The organism is Polaribacter batillariae (assembly GCF_017498485.1).
Classification (GTDB): domain Bacteria; phylum Bacteroidota; class Bacteroidia; order Flavobacteriales; family Flavobacteriaceae; genus Polaribacter; species Polaribacter batillariae.
In genome coordinates, this window is record NZ_CP071795.1 from 1,922,633 (window position 1) to 1,940,147 (window position 17,515).

Sequence of the window (17,515 nt, forward strand, 5' to 3'; positions counted from 1 at the left end):
TTCGACGTCTTTGTTTATGGAAAGTTACGTGTTTTAAACACTAAAGTTAGCAAGTAAATCACAGATAGAAAATCCGCGAGGATTTTCGTAAAAAATTAATGAGTTTTTACTTGTTTTTTACCACAGTACTTTGCTAGGCACAGTTATTTTCCCATAAGAAAATCATAGTAGGGCGAGTGTAGATAATGATTAGGAGTAATATAAATAATATTATTTCCTAAAACATAAACGGCATTAAAGCGTTTCAAAAACCTGTTTCCAAATGCTCCATCTACTTTTTTGGAGTCGTTAACATTTGATTCATTTGTCGTAAGCGTACAAGGAATTTTGTAAAACTCATAATCTCCAAGATTTACTTGATTAATTAACCCTATTAGTTCTTTCGACATATTACCATCTGAACTTATAGACTCACTCTCTCCTAAAATTGGCATATCATAATATAGTTTGTTGTTTTCCGTGAATTGTGTTGTAAAATTGATATCTCCATTACTTCCTGTATCCCAACTCATTTGTCCTTTGTGATAGTATTTTCTTAATTTAAAAGTAAAGCCTACTGTCGGTATATCATCTATGAATTTGACATTTAGTTTCTCTCCATTTCCATTGTAGTTATAATTTTCTTTATTATAAAATAGTATCATTTTTGAGTCATAATTAACTTCGACTACATACTTTTTAATTATTTCACAGCCAATAATCCCGTCAAATTTCTTTTTTGTTGAATACGGAATAGAATATAGAGTTAAGTTGTCAATTTTTTGATTTCCAAAAATTAAAGTGTTTTTTGAGCTTGATTCTACGGTACTCTCTCCATAAGAGCCAATATTAATATCTTTTCCATCAAATTTCAACTTGAGACTATTTCGAGCAATGCTGTCAACTATAACTACTGATTTTGCTCCAGAGTCAAAAAGAAAGGTCAAAGTATCACTTTTATTAATCTTAGCTTTAATGTAAATTCTTCCATCTTCTTTTAATTCAAATGGAATTGAAGTAATCAATTCATTTTTTTGTGCAAATAAATTTTGAAAAAATAATAGAAAAAAAAAGATAGTAAATGTTTTAGTCTTCATAAGGTTTAACTTTCGTATTATTGGTTGGGTGATTTTTTTTAATTCTGACTAACGGTTTTATTTATAGAAAGTTGCGATTTTGCCTACTGCTGAATTTCCGAAGGAAATTCAGCAGTAGGCAAAAAAGCAACTAATTTTTATAAGGCTAAAAGTAGCAATTTTTTATAAACAGTGTTAGTAAATGTTATTTTTCTTTCCAATAATTCAATTCCCTATAAATTATTGAATCTTTATCGTTTTTCCAATTTAGTTGAATTTCTAATTTACTTTTTTCTTTAGAAATTTCGTTTATGATTTGAACATAATTACTGCCATATTCCCCCAATTTTTGGTCGAGAAATTTGTAACCATACCTTTTTAATTCAGAATTTAATTCAGTAATTTGTTTATTCGAGATTTTCAATGAACGGATTTTGTCATAATCTTTCTCTCCCTTAATATTTAATGTGTCTAAAAAGTAATCAAATCCTTTTGCAACAACATTATTCCAATCATCTACATAGATTTGATAATAGTTTCTCAATCTTCCTTCTTTTTGCCGTAAATTAAACCATCCACAACCAGCTGATATTGTATCGCAACCATCTTTCACGACTTCTCTCATTGAAATATTAAACTTATTGTCAAAAGCATTATAAGTAGGTAAGGGCTTGCAACTATTCAGAGCAATAAAAATTAAAATACTCTTTCTCATTTTTCAATTTTTTATTCATTTAACCAGTTTGAGTGATTCCCGCAATATTTGCTAACGTTTTTGTTTATGGAAAGTTACGTGTTTTAAACACTAAAGTTAGCAAGTAAATCACAGATAGAAAATCTGCGAGGACTTTCTGTAAAAAACTAATGAGTTTTTACTTGTTTTTTACCACAGTACTTTGTTGGGCAATGGCTTTTTAATTATCCCTTTTTTTTACTATTTCTTTTATATATATATCTTTCATCTCATTTGAACGAGTAGGGTCGCCCATTACTAAAATTTTGTTATTTTTATCAGTCAATACTGTTTTGAAATCATCTGATTTTACCATAAACGGGTTAAGCCTTATAAAATCCTTCTTTTTATCAAGAAAGAAAGGATAAATATATTTTTCTATCTCATTAGTTTGACAGTAATACTTGAAGAGTTCAAAATCATCATCAGATTCTAGAACCAAAAAAAACTGAGTATTATAACGTTTAAATTCTCTGGATAATTTATTCCATATGTTAATTTTATTGATACAAGCACCACAAGAAGCATTAATGTGGGTGTAAATTTTGTATTGTGAATTATTTACTCTGTTGCTATCGATTATCTGTTTGGGGAATGGATTGTATTCAAATAAGCTGTCAGGAATTATTAATTCTTTATTTAAGGTGTTATTTACAATAAATTCTAGAGACTTCACTTTTTTATGAAAACCCTTGCCCTTACAAGACAAAATAGAAATGCTAATAATTCCAATTATTATTGAAAATTTTAAAAATTTAGTCATCATGTTTTCTAATTAATTTTGGCTTCTATCAGATATCCTGTATTTATATCAAAAGAATATAAATTTTTGTCATTTTTAGATACACCAAGTGTATATATGTGTCTATCTAAGTCTAGTCTCTTAATGGGGTTTCCATTCCAGTCATATATATAAACATATTTACCATAAGACCACTTATACCTATCTTCTTCTGACCTGTTTTCTCTTTGATGTCCAGAATAGACTAAGTAAATATATTGATTTGTGACAGTGCCATTAATAAATGCTTTTTTAGTTTCCTTATTTTTACCCATATAAAAATATCCTGAAGTTTTTTCTTGTTTGAAGTTTACATCATATTTTTCAGGACCATGTATAGTAATACATTCTTCTGTTTCTAAATTATAAATTTCAATTATATCACTATATCTGTAACCTAGAACTATTTTTTTTTGAGTAGGATGAGAGTATATAACGGAAGTATGTATATCTCTTATTGTTTCAAGTTTTAGCTTGTCAGTTGGAATTTGATATTCTCCATATTTATTTAACACATCATTGGAAATTAGATTTACAATGTCTATTTTTGATTTAGATGAAGACCCAAAAGCCCCAATTCCACAAAAGTTTAAACTATCTATAAAGGCAATACTAGAATAAAAATTTTTTAGTTTATATTCTTTTGAAGGGTAAAAGGTGTTGTTCTTTATAATGTTTTTTACATTTGACTTAATTATCTTATTTAAAGTGCCGTCATACAGCCATATTTGACTACCTGTTATTCCTATTTTACATCCACCTATTGACTCATTTGGTCCCTTTCCTTTACTGACATATCCCTTTGAAAGCTTATTTTATTTAGAGAATAATTATTTAAGAAAAATCTACTTCTTTTATTGTTGTTAAAGATTATGAGAGTTGTATCTATTGGATAAATTTGAAAAGGTTCTCCAACTTTATATTCAATTAAGTTGTTAAATGTGACTTTATCTACACTAGGAAATTTATTAAATGTTTTAGCTTTATTATTTATAAAATAAACACTATTTTCATTTTTACAGGATAGTAAAGATAAAATAGTAATTGAGATGAGATAGATTTTGTTTTTTTTCATATTGGTTTTGAGATTTGATTCATGTGTATATAAATATGCAGACTTGTTTATAAAGCCTGCATATTTTCATTAATAGCAGTCAGCTAATGTATACCATTTGTCAGGTTCACAATTATAAATGTGATGCATCCATCCATTATTTTCAACATGACACCATTTATCTTGTTCAAGACTACACAAATCTCCATCTATAGCTTCGTCTCCTTCTGCGCTCGCAACATTCATAGCAATCAAGCTTGCTAAGTCTGCATTATTCCTGTTTTGGATATTTGTATTTAAAAATAAGGTTATAGCAATTGCTACAACTCCTAATCCTGTTATAAACTTTAGTTTCATTATTATGAAGTTTTAATATTAATGGGAAAAATTACTTTCTCTAGAATGATTTTTTACTATTTACTCAGGTTCTGCAAGGCATTCAGCATTTTAACTAAAACAAATTACCATAATTAAATAGTAATAATCTTCAATAGCAAAGATTTCCTCAAAGTTTCTACTTGTCAATTTGTCATAGGCATTGATTTTTTATGATTAATGTCAGTTTCTAGCTTTTGCCCAACGTCAGTCTGTCCCAAAACCACCATTTGTTGTTGAATATAAGAAATTTAAATTATTTCAGAGCAGTTTAAGCAACTTTTAAAGGTTGAATTTTATGAAATTGGCAGACTAGCCATTAATTATACACCGCTTGTTGTGTATAGTTTTTTACATTGGTGGAGGTGGAACATTTTCAGTTAATTTCATTTTGCTCTCAAAAAAGGGAATCATTTCCGATGCTTTATTTACCACTTTTTGTATTATTCCATTTTTGTCTATAATAATGTGTGTTGGATAGATTTGTAAGTTTAGTGTTTTGACAATAAATTCTCTTTGATTAGATACTACTTTATATTCAAAAAACTTCTTTTGCAAAAATTCATCTAATTCAAGTTTTGAGTCCAATGCCAAACTCAAAAAGATTATGTCATTACGGTTTTTGTATTTTTCAACTAATTCATTTAATTCAGGAAATTCCTTAACACAAGCCACACAGTTAATGAACCAAGTCTTTAAGACAATTATTTTTCCTTTTGTGTTTTTATTATTGTAATCATTATCATTAAGGTCGGTAAAATTAAACTTAGGAAATTCCGTGCTTTCCATTTTAAAGTGTTTAAGGGCCAACAACGATTTATTTTTTATTGTACTTCCAATACTTTTGTTAGCAAAAGAATCAAGCTCAAAAAGTTTATAAGTTTCAAGTCTTTCATTTGATTTTAACTTTATAGGAATATAATTGGAAGTAATTAATTTCTCCAAAAACTGTTTTTTCTCAATGGTATCTGACTTTTCGTTTAAACCTGTAAAATTTGAAGATAAAGTAATGTTCTTTGAGTGGTAAGTCCACCATTTCATAAAATCAGTTTCTAATTCAGTCAGATTAACTTTTGGGTCAAGGTTTTCAACTTGTTCTGATAATTTAGTTTTTTCAGATTTTTCTTTACAGGAAAATACAAAAATGAATAGTAGTAAAATCGTAATTATTTGATGTTTTTTCATTTTTTTTAAATATGACTAACGGCGGATATAAAATTAGTGGCGTGATTTAGCATGAAAGTTAACAAATAAAAACCGAATAGAATATTTCTGCGGAATATTCGTAAGCAGGCTCGGACTAGCCATTAATTATACACCGGTTAACCAACGTTTTAATTCCAATCATTTTTTAAATTATCTAATTCAGAAGTATTAGTTCCTACATAAATATTTCTCCAAAATATACTTCCATCTACTTTCACAAAAACCCTATAATAACCAATTTCTAAGCTTCTTAAATCTATTTTAATTTTCGATAGACCTGAATTTGTTAGTTTTATTTTTGAATTTTTTTCAATTTCATTTTCAGAGTACAATTCAGAATTTAATATTGTTCCAAAATCAGTTTGTAAGTAATTTTTACTTGAATTTGCAGGTCTAATCCAAATTTCAGACATAATTCCCATTGAATACACATTCAAAATATCAACTGTTGGGTTTGGGTATAAACCAAAATTAATAATATTTAATTCATTCGGATTTCCTAATTGACCTATTTTTCCGCCTGTGAAATCTATTAAATTAATTCCTGTAACCAAATTAATGTCTATGTTATTTTCAGCGTTATCTATGTCTTCTTTCTCACTGCATCCAATTACAGATACAAAGGCTAAAAATATTATAATTCTCTTCATTTTTCTAATGTTGCCTAACGTCTTTGTTTATGGAAAGTTGCGATTTTGTCTGCGAGGAATTTCCGAAGGAAAATATTTTAAAAAATTGATTTAAATTAATGGGAAAGTGTCTGTTACAAACAGTTTATCTTAGAATTTATAATTCATTCCTAATTGAATGACAGATGTATTTGAATTTTGGCGTTCTATAATTCCAAAATTATATCTCAACGAAATTCCATAGTTAGCTGTAAGTAAATATTCTAATTCTAATCCAATTCCTATTTCAAAATTTTCCGAATTATCAATTAAACTTAAAACCTCTTTTGATAATTTCTCAAATTTAAACTCTCTATTTAATGAATATCCAAACTGAGGTCCAGCTCCAAAGTTTAATTTTTCATTTAATTTATATTCTAATATTATTGGGATATAAAGCATTGACTCTTTAATATTTCCTTCTACTGTATTTATATAAAACATACCTCCTACGCCATACGTAAGTATTCTAAGGTTATTAATTATAAGGTCGCTATCTTGTTTTGAATATAATATCTCAGGTCTTATAGATAATTTTTCGTTAACTTTAAAAGAAAAAAAAGCTCCAATATGAAATCCAACTTTTCCTTTATAGTAAGTTGAAATTTCGTTATCATTATTACCAACGAAACTTGAGTAATTCAGTCCTCCTTTTATTCCAAAATCTGTTTTTTTCTGTCCATAAGATGCTAAAGTAAATAAAGTTATTCCAATAAGTAAAAGTGTTCTTTTCATTCGTAATGTTTATTTTAATTGTTTGTAGCGGGTTTGTATAAGAATAGTTGCGATTTTGTCTGCGAGGAATTTCCGCAGAAAATTCAAACGTAGGCAATTTTTATAAGGCTAAAAATAGAATTTTTTTATAAACAGTGCTAGCATTTCGTAGTTTTTTTAGTTTGTAATTCTGTTTTTTAGTGATTATTCCGCCAAGTTTTTGGTTCAGTATTAGAATGATTTTCCGCAATTCTGATTTTCTGCATTTTACTCAATTCTGCAAGTTTTTAAATTCAGCGTTTGTGTAAGAATTCCACCAAAATGATTTTCAGGACTTGAGTAAAATTTCTTTAATGTTTGATTTTTAGTGTTTTATAGTTTCAGCCGTTTGCAAAATTCTGCCTGAATTTTGCGAGCGAGAGAGTATTCCACATTTTTGGATTCAATTTTTTTTTTAGATTTCGAAACGGTAAAAAAACTACTAAAACAGGTCTTTGCAATAGCAAAATCAGGATTAATATATGATGAAAATTATAAAAGTACTTTCGTAAAAAATTAATGAGTTTTTACTTGTTTTTTACCACAGTACTTTGTTGTAACACGTTTTTTATTCCGTTAAATATTTTATTCAATTCAATTTCTCGTTTTTCAATTCCGTCCATTTTGTCAATTTTCTGACCGAATATTTTTTTCCAAAAACCTCTTTTTGTAAAGTCATAAGAATAACTAAAGTTCGAGTCAAATTCCGCAATGTAAAGTTTCGACTTCAGAATTTTGTCGTTTTTCACGAACTGAACTTCTTTACCTTTTAATCCTTTTTTGAGAATTGAGAGAATTCCGTTTCGATTCCGTTCATTAAATTCCAATGCTGGATTTCCATAAGTTTTTCCGTCGTCGCTAAAATCGTGTTGGTAAAAATATTCTCCCTCAACATATTTATTATAACCTGGAACAGTTGGATTAAAAATCTGTAAATAAATTAGTGAGTTTTTCTCCAAATATCCAACTCTAATTTCAGTCAAAGAGTTTTTGTCGGTTGATTTAAGTGTCTGGATTTCGGTTTGATTTATTAATTCAGAAGTTGAGTTTTCAAATTGTCCGCTGTCAATTAAAACTTGGTTAATAAACTCTTTCCAATTTCTGAATTCCTGCATTTTCTTGATTTGGTCAAATGTGTTACAACGTCTTTGTTTATGGAAAGTTGCGATTTTGTCTGCGAGGAATTTCCGAAGGAAATTCAGTAGTAGGCAAAAAAGCAACTAATTTTGATATGGCTAAAAGTAGCAATTTTTTATAAGCGGTGTTAGCAAATGCGTGTTTTTATGTTTTTTTCAACGTTTTTTTGTTTTCCGCAAAGATTTTAATTATAAATTTTGCTTAATTCCAAAAACGTTTTAAACTCAAAAATTGAGTAAGAATTCCGCGTTTAATTTTTTCAGAGTTTGAGTGAATTCACACGTTTTACAATTCCAACTATTTGCAAAATTCCGCCTGAATTTTGCGGGCGAGAGAGTGTTCCACATTTTAAAAATTCCTTTTCCTTCGTTTTAAAATTTAGAGTTTTAAATTACAATTTTTATAGAAAAACGGGCTTGAAGGACTTATGCCCTTTTTTTGATAAAATCAGCAGTTTTTGCTAACTGTTATTATTAAAAGTGTTCAAAATAAAAAGCAAGCTACTTCATAGGCACTTTTACAATTACAGTTTCTCCTCTTCCTTTTTCGTTAGCAATACTTTGTATGGTCCATAAATCTTTAAAATTGTCTCCATCTACAGTGGTTCCACTATAATCTCCCCACGAAGTTCCATTGGTTGCTCCTCTACCTTTACCTAAATTTACAATTTTTCTTAACGTTCCTTTTGGGTCATTTGCATATCTAAATGCCATTCTTGGGCTTATAAACACCTCTGAATTTGTTTCTTGAAAACCAACCAAAACATCGTTATTTGCATTAACTCCAATGGTTGTTTGTATGTAATTTGTTCCTTTTTTATGAATTAAACCTGTTTGAACGATACTACCATCTGTTTTTATTTGATGCCACTGTACTCCAGAATTTCCTTCTACATTTACAGCCTGAGAAAACCAAATATAACCACCTTGCATTACCAAATTTTTGGGGTTTCTATCTCCAGAAGATGTTTTTTGATTGGTTCCTTTTTGCGGAGATTTTGGAGGATAATTTATATATTTTAAATGATGAGGTTGGTTACCAACTTCTTCATAAACAGGAGAACCATCTTCTGTAGAAGTAACTTTATTAATTACAAAACTATTTCCTTTAATTTCGAAAAAATACAAATCTTCTGTATCGTCTTGAGTAAAAACAGGATGTCCTAAACTTCCTTTAAAATGATATATTGTGGCTGGTTTTCCAGACTTTACTTCTTTAGATTTTAAAACAAATGTTTTTTCGTCTCCACCAGGAAAAGAATAAGCAATCCATTTTTTGCTATAACCAATTCCACCACCATCTACACCTTTTGGAGTTGGAACAGGATAAATATTCCATGCTTTATTTGGATTATCAGTTTCTGAAACTGCAATATTTACAGGCTTCTTTTTCGATTTATCCCAAGGATTCCATAAATCAAAAACAAACATTTTGTTGTGTGCATCGTAATACATTTTTGGGTCAATTCCGTTATTAAAACATTTTTGAGACACGCCATCTATATAATTTCCGTTTTTGTCGTAAATAACCAAACCAGAGTTAGAACCGTGTAAAATGTAACCTCCACCAATGGCAATTTGCGGATCTACTTGTCTGTTTCCATCCATACTTCCATTAAACTGCATGTAACCATTTACGGTTTTAGGGTTTCCACCTTGTACACGTTGTTTACATTTATCGTTTCTAAATTCGTTTTTATGAATTGGTAGAATCACTTCAGTTCTCGAAGGTGCAATTTGGTTTTGTGCAGATATTACTGTAGAAATTGATAAAACAATTCCTAAAACAGCAACGATTTGTTTTTTGAATGTCATATTTTTTAGTGTGAAATGATTTTTTCTCAAAAGTATTAAATAAACGCATTACTTAAGGTAGAGAATTTGTGCAAATAGTGGGGTTGTAACAGTCAGAGAAAAAAATTACGTAATTCTATTTGCAATAAAAAACTCTCTTAAAGAGTTGCTTTACAGGTAACAACTTATCTTATTTAACAAAATTTTAACTCTGGCATCTTCTTTGGTTTTAAACTCTAAAACCCAAGATTATGAGCTCTAAATTTAAGATTATAATCCCTAAACCTTGTCATGAAGACTGGAACAAAATGACACCGACAGAAAAAGGAAGGTTTTGCAATTCTTGCGCTAAAACTGTCGTAGATTTTACCAAAAAATCTACTGAAGAAATTAAAGATTATTTGATTGAGAATAGCCAACAAAAAGTTTGCGGACATTTCTACAAAAAGCAACTAGACACCATTATTATTGAAATTCCACAGATAACTTTCCATCAACAAATGTCTTTTAAGAAACTATTTATCTTGGCATTACTTTTTGTGATGGGTACAACATTGTTTAGTTGCCAATATGCAGATGGCAAGAAACAAAAAATAGAAAATGTTATTATTAAAGATTCTCTAAAAATTATTGAAGAAGATGTTGGTTTGATTTTTCCAGATGAAAAAACAGTAGATTCTTTGAAACTAAATGAAGAAATTGTAATAGATGGTTGGATTGAAGTTGGAGAGGTAGTAATTGAAGAAGAGATAGTAATGGATTTTATTATTATTGAAGAACCTCCAAGATTTCAAGATTCTAAAAATCTTTCCAAACAAGAAGCAAAAGAAGATTTTGATGTTAGAATAAAAGATTTTATTCTCAATAATTTCGATGATAACCTTACAAAAAACCTAGGTTTAAAAAAAATAAATACAAAATTTATACTCAGTTTTTAATTAACGAAAAAGGAAATATTACAGATATTAAAGTAAGGGCTCCACACCCTAAATTAAAGAAAGAAGTCTTTAATATAATCCAAAAACCCAAATTTATTCCAGGAAAACAAAATGGTAAAATTGTAAAAACAAGATATACTTTACCTATTTCTTTTGAAGTGGAGTAAGCAACTGTAACTTCTGCCTTTCGACTTCGCTCAAGATAAACTCAGGCAGGAATCTATAATTAAGTAACTACAAAAGCGGTCACTTTTTAATGATATTTTTAACCAATTACAGTTTGTATAATTTGGCTTGTTTAGATTCCTGTTTTCACGGAAATGACATAGTAAGTTTAAAAATTTGAGTGAGACACAAAAAGACACTTGGTGTCAAAACAACTCTTTGTTACTAATATCTAAATAGTTACGTTTTACAAAGGCCAAAATTGTTTCGAGAATTTCGCCCATATTTTGGCAATCTCTAAATTTTACATCTCCCACATATTTTATTAAATGCGATTTTAAAAGCGCTACGTTTTCTGGAAAAGAAATCGTATCTGCTTTCATACATTTAATTAAACGTGCAGTTCTTCTTGGAGCAGTAATCATACGTTTTGCCATAAAAGAACGTTCTTCTATTTTATATTGTCTTATGGAACTGTTTTCTAATTTTTTACCCACCATTTCTATCATCTTAAAGTTTTCTTTCATAAACTGCAAGTTGTAAACTTTTAGGTTTCCTTCGAAAGATTGTTGGTCGAAATCTATGGCTCTAATCTTGTAAATAATATGGTCGAAATCGTGTGTTGGTGTAATTACATAGTTGTAAGATCGCATATCGCCTAACAAACGCACCAAACAACGTTCTTTAAATTTTACAAATTCTTTGGCGATTTGTGCTTTTTCTAGTTCTGTACAGTGTGGTAAAAAATCGCTAATAAAATCGTCTCCTGGAATGCCTGCAATGTGTTCTTCGATTAAAGTGTCTTTGTAAACGAGAAAGTTCATGTTATGTGGAGACAAAATATGCTCTAATTCTAAACCGTAAACTCTTGATGCATCTGCCTTTTTTACATAAAAATAAGTAAAATTATCGTTTAAAATGTTTCTAATTTTTATTCTAAAGGGTTTCGAATTCCCGAATGTACAATAATCTATGGCATCTACATTTAAAAACGGAATGGCGTCGCTATTTCCATCTGAATGCAACATTGTATATACTTTTTTTAGACTTTTGTCTATCTCGTTTCTATCAGAATCTGAGTAATAGGTGCGAATCCAAAGTGTGTCTTCGTCGTTTTTATCGTAAACAGTAATAGAGCCTTGAAAACGCAATAAATCGTCGTAACAAATAGAATTTTTAATGGTTCTATTGTAGTTTTTTAAATACGCATGCAACATTTCGTTTATAGGAAATGAAGGTTTTTTCTTGGACATCAATTTTTTTTCTACTGCCATCTCTCTTTTCTATTGATTTTCCTCAAAAATAAGAATTAAAACTTATATTTTATCTTTAACATAATTTTAAAACGGAAGTTGCACTCATTCGTTATTTTTATAAAAATTTATTTTTGATGAAATATTATCATGTACTTATTGTATTGATGTTTATTAATTGTTCTAAGTCTGAAATAAAATCCTTAGAAAGTAAACAAATAATAGCCAAAAGCATTCAAAAACACGACCCTAAAAAACAATGGGAAACTACAAGTTTTAAAGTACATATTCAGGAACCTAGAAATAAAAATCCGCATAGATATTCAATCGTAGATTTAAACAATAAAACTGGCCATTTCGAACTACAAAGAAACAGAGAAGCCTTTATTTCTAAACATATTATTGACGAGAATGGCAATGCGAAAACATTTTTAGATCATAAAATTGTTGTAGATACTTTAATGATTCAAAAATATAGATTAAACCCCAAAATAAACGTTCGCTACAAACGTTTTTATCAACTTTTATTAGGGTTACCAATGTCTTTACAAAGTGAAAAAGTTATTATAAAAGATAAGATAGAACCTACACTTTACAATAAAAAAGAGGTTTATAAAATAAATATTGAACTAAAAGAACCATTATTCTCTAAATATTGGAATTTATATTTTTCTCAAGAAGATTACATGCTTTTAGGCGTGGAAATGATGTTCCCTGATAATCCTAAAAAAGGAGAAAGATTGTTTTTTGATGGAATTATTAAAATTGATGAAATTCTAGTGCCAAGAATGCGTCATTGGTATAATATGGAAGATGTTTATACAGGTTCTGATATTATTCTTACAGAAATTAAATAAGTTCGAACAGCTTTTCTGGTAAAGGTTTTAAAACAGTTTTTATTTCCTTTTGTAATAAAATAGATGATTGTCGAAAAACTAAGAATATTACATTCTTCTCGCCTACTTTTAAAAATCCACGAAGATTTTATATTCGGTTTTTATTTACTAATTTTAATCACATAAATTCGTACCAACAAAACTAGACATTCCATTATGAAAGCAGAAGGCTATAAACCTTCATCTAATGGTGTAACCATTTATTTAAATGGTGGAGATAATCTTCAAACTATTTGGTGGAGAAATAATCGTTCCAAAATCACTTCACGCAGATGAGAGTGGTTATTACGCTCTGTTTCTTGACTCAGAAGGAAATAAAATAGGTTTGCATTCCCCAAACTAAACGCAGTTAAAGAAGAAACAAAAAAAGCTGCTTAAAAGCAGCTTTTTTTTGTTAAGGGAGATTTTTTATTTCTAGTTTTCTCCGGCTTGTTTTTTAACGTCTTCAATCATCTTATCGTTAGGAACAATTGCTACGTTTACTCTTCTGTTTTTAGCTCTACCTTCTGCAGTTGAATTGTCGTATTTTGGTTTTTCTTCTCCATACCAAAGTGTATTAAAACGACTGCTAGCCAAACCTTTATTTACTAAAAAGTTGGTTACAGATTTTGCTCTTTTTTCAGATAAAGCCATGTTATAAGCGGCTTTACCACTGCTATCTGTATGACCAACAACTAAAATGTTGGTATCTGGAAATTCTAAAAACACTTTAGAAAGTTTGTTTAGTGTTTCTTGAGATTTCGCATTGATATTCGATTTGTTTGTATCGAAATAAACACCACTATTTTCATCGAAAGTAACAACAATACCATTATCTACTCTTTCTACTTTGGCTCCAGGAACTTCTGTTTCAATTTTTTTCGCTTGGTCGTCCATTTTCTTACCAATTAAAACACCAGCTCCACCACCAATTACACCACCAATTACGGCTCCAAGTTTTCCGTTTTTTCCACTTCCAACATTGTTTCCAATAATAGCACCAATAATAGCGCCAGCACCAGCACCTATAACACCACCTTTTTGTTTATTGTTTGCGTTTTTAGTAGCTTCACAACTAGAAAAACCTAGTGTTAGTGAAACTGCCAATGTAAAAACAGATATTTTTTTGATTACGTTTTTCATAATATTTATTGTTTAGTAAAGTTCATATTAATAATAAAAGGATTCCCATTTACGGTTAAGTTTTGTTGCCAAGTCATAAAATTATCTGATAATTGAGACAATTCTACTCTAAAACCTATATTGTTTTCGTTGTTTTTTGGTTTTAGTAAGAAATCGTAATAGCCAGAATCTTCGTTAATTTCTTGAATTACGAAAATAAATTCTCTTTCTCCTGTGTTGCAACCTTGATTGCTTACTGTATATACTCCAGAGTTATTATTGGGTACAAATTTCCAGCTACTTCCTTCTAAACACTCTTTAGAAGCGTCGTTAAAAAGGGTTACATTATAGTCGCCTGTTTTACTGTAGGTAATTTTATTAAGTACCCAGTTTCCTTTTATCGTTTTCTCTTTAGATCTTACGTTTTTAGATGCACCACAAGAAAAAAGTGTTAGTGCAAATATAAAAATCATTATTTTTTTCATAATTATTATTTCTTTTTTTAATTGTTGCAAATAAACGACAGAATTCGTTATAAATATAACTCAAAAGCAAAAAAAATGAATGCATATAAGTTTTAATTTTTAACATTTAAGGTGGAGTTCGAAATTTAAGAATTCACCAAAACTAAGTTTTTAGTTTTGGCGATTCTTAGTAAATTGATAAAGGCTATATTAGGGGCATTTTGTATAGCTTTATAAATTATCTCTTGTAAGACAGGTACAAAGATATTCATAAAAGACAATTTTGTTTTTATTTTTTCTATCACTAGAAGTAATCAACCGATAAACGGGCATAAAAACACTTTAAAAGGTTTTTAAAAGTAAATTTCTTGAGCAAGCCTAAAGGTGTTTGCGTGTGCATTTACAATAATATTAATGTCTTTCGAATAACCACCACCCATAGAACACATAATAGGAATGCTATTTTTAAAGCAAGTTTCCAATACAAATTGGTCTCTTTCTTTACATCCTTTAACGGTTAGTGCTAATTTTCCTAGTTTATCGGTTTCAATAACATCTACACCACATAAATAATATACAAAATCGGGTTTTTCTTTGGCAATAAGTTTTGGAAATATGTTTTTTAAGATTGATAAATATTCTGCATCTTTTGTACTATTTTCTAGAGGAATATCTAAATCGCTTTTTTCTTTGATGAAAGGATAATTGCTTTTTCCATGCATAGAAAATGTAAAAACAGATTTGTCTTTTTTAAAAATTTCTGCAGTTCCATTTCCTTGATGCACATCTAAATCTACAATTAAAATTTTCTTTGCCAAACCTTTATTTTGAAGGTATTTTGCACCAATTGCTTGGTCATTTAACATACAAAAAGCTTCTCCGCGATTCGAAAAAGCATGATGCGTTCCGCCAGCAATATTCATCGCAATTCCGTTTTGTATGGCAAATTCAGAAGCTCTCATAGTTCCATCTGCAATAACCATTTCTCTTTCTACAAGTATTTCAGAAATAGGAAAGCCAATTTTTCTTGCTTCTTTTTGTGAAAGTTGTATGTTTAATAAATCGAAAAAATATTCTGGATCGTGAACTGTAAAAAAATGTTTATTATTTGGTATTTCTGGTTCGAAGAAATTTTCTTCTACGCAAGTTCCTTCGTACAATAATTGTTGGGGCAAAAGATTGTATTTTTCCATGGGAAAACGATGACCTGCTGGTAATTCGTGTTTGTATATGGGATGGTATGCTATTTTGAGCATATTAATCATAAGGAAATATAGTTTCCTTCATGTAATTCAGTATAACCACAAAGATGTTGAAACTCTAAAATTCTAGCTTGAGAAGATGTTGTCGGAATATTTGTAGGCATGCTCAAAAGGGGAAATGGAGGAAAACAAATCAAACCAGCTACAAGAAACCCTGTAAAATTAATACCTTTATTTTTGAAATCATTTATAGTTGAAGCTAATTGTTTTACTGCTTTTTTTCTATGATTTTTTTTTCTTTTACTAAATTGAATTCTTGTACCTGATTGATCAATTTCTTTTAATTCAATGAACCATATTATGTTACCTTTAGTAACTAAAGCATCACATTTTTGAATTGTAGTCTCAGCGATTAAACAATCATCAATTGCAACAAAATCAATTTCAGTTTTATCTACATTTTCGATAAAACAAGTTGCGTTTTTAAAAGTTAAAGATGATGAACACTTGCCATTTAAATTATCATTAATATAAAAAGACGTTATATGAGTTTCATTACATGAATTGCTCCCATAGCTCAAATATGCCTGCTTTATTTGATTAATCATTGATAGAGGCGATTTCTTTGAAGTCTTCCATAATTATTTCAGAAACTTCATCAATAATGGTATCTTCTATTAATTTGCTCTTATAATTAAATATTTTCTCCACACCACCATCTTTAACTTCATAAGCATTGAAATTAAAAGGGTTAATCCAACTTTCTTTATCTATAATTTTATTTATCTTTTCAGAAGAGGTTTGTCCTTTCTTATATGACAACAACAAATTATTTATTGATGCAAGAATGTAGGGGCTATGAGTTGTAATAATTAAGTTTTTTGATTGTACTTTATGGTCAGTTTCTAAACAATTTTTAACCAAATGTTTTATTAATTCGTATTGGGCTTCAGGATATAAGTTGAGTTCGGGTTCTTCAACAACATAATTTAAATTAATGTAATTTTCAGTTTTGTTAGAAGATTCAATTAAAAGCAAAATAGGAAGAATACTCTGCACGCCAGAAGAAGCTTCCCTTAAAAAAACCTTTTGATTTCTATTATGATAGATATATGATTTTCCTCCATTTCTTTTGAACCTTAAATTACCAATAATATTTAAGTCGAAGTTATCTACAATTTGTAAACTTTTTTCAAATTCTTGAACAGCATGAAGAACGTAATAAGGCATTAGCACTTTATTATTAATTAAACCTGCTATATTATTTACTATAAGTGGAATTATTGTTCTTTCAGCTGGAATGTACATGGAGTCTAAAGGTCTTATAAAAGAAAAGACACTTCTAACTTTGGAACCTAATTCTGTTAACTCGGTAAGATTTATTTTTTTATTATAAACTTTTAAAAGGTTTTCTATTATTTTTTCACGATTATTAATATTTTTTAAATCAAAAATAGAATCTAATTCGTCTGAAAACCCGAAATAATCATCCTTTTGTAATTCTCTTTTTAAAATATGAGATTTCCCATCAAAAACAATTGCGCTTACCATAAGACCGAGAATTATTTTAATTGTTTTAAGATCATCTTTATCAGGATTAATCTTAGACATAAAATGTTTTAAAAATTCGTTATAGTCAAACTTACTTTCGTTCTTATTAGTGTAAGTATATGTAAAATAAAGAGATTTATATTCGATTAACGTATTTTTTTTTAGAAAAGATTTTAAATTATATTTTTCTAATTCATTCTCAAGTTTATTAGAAAAATTTTGTCTAAAATTAAAATCATTTAAAATTGTTATTAATTTAGCTAAAGTACTTTTTCCACTTGATTGAGCACCAATAAAAACCATCATGTCTTTTACCTCTATTTCTGCATCTCGAATTGGTCCAAAATTTTTGATAGTTAATTTTTCAGTCATTATAATATAATTTTTTAT

Annotated in this window: 18 protein-coding genes and 1 pseudogene; 3 read left to right on the top strand and 16 right to left on the bottom strand. The window is 28.8% G+C overall.

All coding sequences use genetic code 11. The features are described from left to right. Nucleotides 1-143 precede the first annotated feature (143 nt). The 10 genes and pseudogenes from JL193_RS08225 to JL193_RS08270 form a co-directional block, all read right to left on the bottom strand. On the bottom strand, nt 144-1,076 hold the full coding sequence (locus JL193_RS08225; RefSeq protein ID WP_207973317.1) for a retropepsin-like aspartic protease: 933 nt from the start codon (nt 1,074-1,076) through the stop codon (nt 144-146). A gap of 184 nt (nt 1,077-1,260) precedes the next feature. Next, on the bottom strand, nt 1,261-1,770 hold the full coding sequence (locus JL193_RS08230) for a hypothetical protein (protein ID WP_207973318.1): 510 nt from the start codon (nt 1,768-1,770) through the stop codon (nt 1,261-1,263). Between the two features lie 199 nt (nt 1,771-1,969). Beyond that, a complete protein-coding gene (locus tag JL193_RS08235; RefSeq protein ID WP_207973319.1) occupies nt 1,970-2,464 on the bottom strand; it encodes a hypothetical protein in 495 nt (164 codons plus the stop codon). A gap of 95 nt (nt 2,465-2,559) precedes the next feature. Continuing rightward, a pseudogene (locus JL193_RS08240) lies at nt 2,560-3,351 on the bottom strand (BF3164 family lipoprotein); the annotation flags it as partial. A 362-nt stretch (nt 3,352-3,713) separates the two neighbouring features. Next, on the bottom strand, nt 3,714-3,980 hold the full coding sequence (locus tag JL193_RS08245; protein WP_207973320.1) for a hypothetical protein: 267 nt from the start codon (nt 3,978-3,980) through the stop codon (nt 3,714-3,716). Between the two features lie 369 nt (nt 3,981-4,349). Further along, nucleotides 4,350-5,183: a TlpA family protein disulfide reductase gene (locus JL193_RS08250; protein ID WP_207973321.1), complete on the bottom strand. Its 834-nt coding sequence runs from the start codon at nt 5,181-5,183 to the stop codon at nt 4,350-4,352. Nucleotides 5,184-5,332: 149 nt separating this feature from the next. After that, nucleotides 5,333-5,854 (bottom strand): hypothetical protein, encoded by a 522-nt coding sequence (locus JL193_RS08255; RefSeq protein WP_207973322.1) that lies wholly within the window; start codon nt 5,852-5,854, stop codon nt 5,333-5,335. Between the two features lie 129 nt (nt 5,855-5,983). Continuing rightward, entirely contained in the window at nt 5,984-6,607 is a 624-nt protein-coding gene (locus JL193_RS08260; RefSeq protein WP_207973323.1) for an outer membrane beta-barrel protein, read from the bottom strand. 545 nt (nt 6,608-7,152) lie between these two features. Then, on the bottom strand, nt 7,153-7,740 hold the full coding sequence (locus JL193_RS08265; protein WP_207973324.1) for a hypothetical protein: 588 nt from the start codon (nt 7,738-7,740) through the stop codon (nt 7,153-7,155). 522 nt (nt 7,741-8,262) lie between these two features. Continuing rightward, complete coding sequence (locus tag JL193_RS08270; protein WP_207973325.1) at nt 8,263-9,576, bottom strand: hypothetical protein; 1,314 nt, start codon at nt 9,574-9,576, stop codon at nt 8,263-8,265. A gap of 230 nt (nt 9,577-9,806) precedes the next feature. On the opposite strand from JL193_RS08270, the gene JL193_RS08275 reads away from it, so the two are divergent. Continuing rightward, the gene (locus JL193_RS08275; protein ID WP_207973326.1) at nt 9,807-10,493 is read left to right on the top strand and encodes a hypothetical protein; all 687 of its coding nucleotides are present in this window, start codon (nt 9,807-9,809) and stop codon (nt 10,491-10,493) included. 26 nt (nt 10,494-10,519) lie between these two features. Continuing rightward, entirely contained in the window at nt 10,520-10,660 is a 141-nt protein-coding gene (locus JL193_RS17505; protein ID WP_367890043.1) for an energy transducer TonB, read from the top strand. A 204-nt stretch (nt 10,661-10,864) separates the two neighbouring features. Here JL193_RS17505 and JL193_RS08285 read toward each other — a convergent pair whose 3' ends face one another. After that, nucleotides 10,865-11,932 carry a hypothetical protein gene (locus JL193_RS08285; RefSeq protein WP_207973327.1) on the bottom strand — a complete coding sequence of 356 codons (1,068 nt, stop codon included), beginning with the start codon at nt 11,930-11,932 and terminating at the stop codon, nt 10,865-10,867. 116 nt (nt 11,933-12,048) lie between these two features. Between JL193_RS08285 and JL193_RS08290 the strand changes: the two genes are divergently transcribed. Next, nucleotides 12,049-12,768 (top strand): DUF6503 family protein, encoded by a 720-nt coding sequence (locus tag JL193_RS08290; RefSeq protein WP_207973328.1) that lies wholly within the window; start codon nt 12,049-12,051, stop codon nt 12,766-12,768. A gap of 453 nt (nt 12,769-13,221) precedes the next feature. Here JL193_RS08290 and JL193_RS08295 read toward each other — a convergent pair whose 3' ends face one another. The 5 genes from JL193_RS08295 to JL193_RS08315 form a co-directional block, all read right to left on the bottom strand. Beyond that, the gene (locus tag JL193_RS08295) at nt 13,222-13,929 is read right to left on the bottom strand and encodes a YiaD family glycine zipper/OmpA-like lipoprotein (protein WP_207973329.1); all 708 of its coding nucleotides are present in this window, start codon (nt 13,927-13,929) and stop codon (nt 13,222-13,224) included. A gap of 5 nt (nt 13,930-13,934) precedes the next feature. Continuing rightward, entirely contained in the window at nt 13,935-14,393 is a 459-nt protein-coding gene (locus JL193_RS08300) for a lipocalin family protein (protein WP_207973330.1), read from the bottom strand. A gap of 332 nt (nt 14,394-14,725) precedes the next feature. Further along, nucleotides 14,726-15,628 carry a histone deacetylase family protein gene (locus tag JL193_RS08305; protein ID WP_207973331.1) on the bottom strand — a complete coding sequence of 301 codons (903 nt, stop codon included), beginning with the start codon at nt 15,626-15,628 and terminating at the stop codon, nt 14,726-14,728. Between the two features lie 5 nt (nt 15,629-15,633). After that, entirely contained in the window at nt 15,634-16,182 is a 549-nt protein-coding gene (locus JL193_RS08310) for a hypothetical protein (RefSeq protein ID WP_207973332.1), read from the bottom strand. Beyond that, nucleotides 16,175-17,497 (bottom strand): AAA family ATPase, encoded by a 1,323-nt coding sequence (locus JL193_RS08315; protein ID WP_207973333.1) that lies wholly within the window; start codon nt 17,495-17,497, stop codon nt 16,175-16,177. Before JL193_RS08315 ends, JL193_RS08310 begins: the two co-directional genes overlap by 8 nt. Between the last annotated feature and the right edge of the window lie 18 nt (nt 17,498-17,515).

Coding starts and splice junctions, on each gene's coding strand:
- JL193_RS08230 (WP_207973318.1), bottom strand. CDS start 1,770: ATGAGAAAGAGTATTTTAATTTTTATTGCTCTGAATAGTTGCAAGCCC.
- JL193_RS08260 (WP_207973323.1), bottom strand. CDS start 6,607: ATGAAAAGAACACTTTTACTTATTGGAATAACTTTATTTACTTTAGCA.
- JL193_RS08270 (WP_207973325.1), bottom strand. CDS start 9,576: ATGACATTCAAAAAACAAATCGTTGCTGTTTTAGGAATTGTTTTATCA.
- JL193_RS08255 (WP_207973322.1), bottom strand. CDS start 5,854: ATGAAGAGAATTATAATATTTTTAGCCTTTGTATCTGTAATTGGATGC.
- JL193_RS08275 (WP_207973326.1), top strand. CDS start 9,807: ATGAGCTCTAAATTTAAGATTATAATCCCTAAACCTTGTCATGAAGAC.
- JL193_RS08300 (WP_207973330.1), bottom strand. CDS start 14,393: ATGAAAAAAATAATGATTTTTATATTTGCACTAACACTTTTTTCTTGT.
- JL193_RS08305 (WP_207973331.1), bottom strand. CDS start 15,628: ATGCTCAAAATAGCATACCATCCCATATACAAACACGAATTACCAGCA.
- JL193_RS08310 (WP_207973332.1), bottom strand. CDS start 16,182: ATGATTAATCAAATAAAGCAGGCATATTTGAGCTATGGGAGCAATTCA.
- JL193_RS08245 (WP_207973320.1), bottom strand. CDS start 3,980: ATGAAACTAAAGTTTATAACAGGATTAGGAGTTGTAGCAATTGCTATA.
- JL193_RS08285 (WP_207973327.1), bottom strand. CDS start 11,932: ATGGCAGTAGAAAAAAAATTGATGTCCAAGAAAAAACCTTCATTTCCT.
- JL193_RS08225 (WP_207973317.1), bottom strand. CDS start 1,076: ATGAAGACTAAAACATTTACTATCTTTTTTTTTCTATTATTTTTTCAA.
- JL193_RS08295 (WP_207973329.1), bottom strand. CDS start 13,929: ATGAAAAACGTAATCAAAAAAATATCTGTTTTTACATTGGCAGTTTCA.
- JL193_RS08265 (WP_207973324.1), bottom strand. CDS start 7,740: ATGCAGGAATTCAGAAATTGGAAAGAGTTTATTAACCAAGTTTTAATT.
- JL193_RS08250 (WP_207973321.1), bottom strand. CDS start 5,183: ATGAAAAAACATCAAATAATTACGATTTTACTACTATTCATTTTTGTA.
- JL193_RS08290 (WP_207973328.1), top strand. CDS start 12,049: ATGAAATATTATCATGTACTTATTGTATTGATGTTTATTAATTGTTCT.
- JL193_RS08315 (WP_207973333.1), bottom strand. CDS start 17,497: ATGACTGAAAAATTAACTATCAAAAATTTTGGACCAATTCGAGATGCA.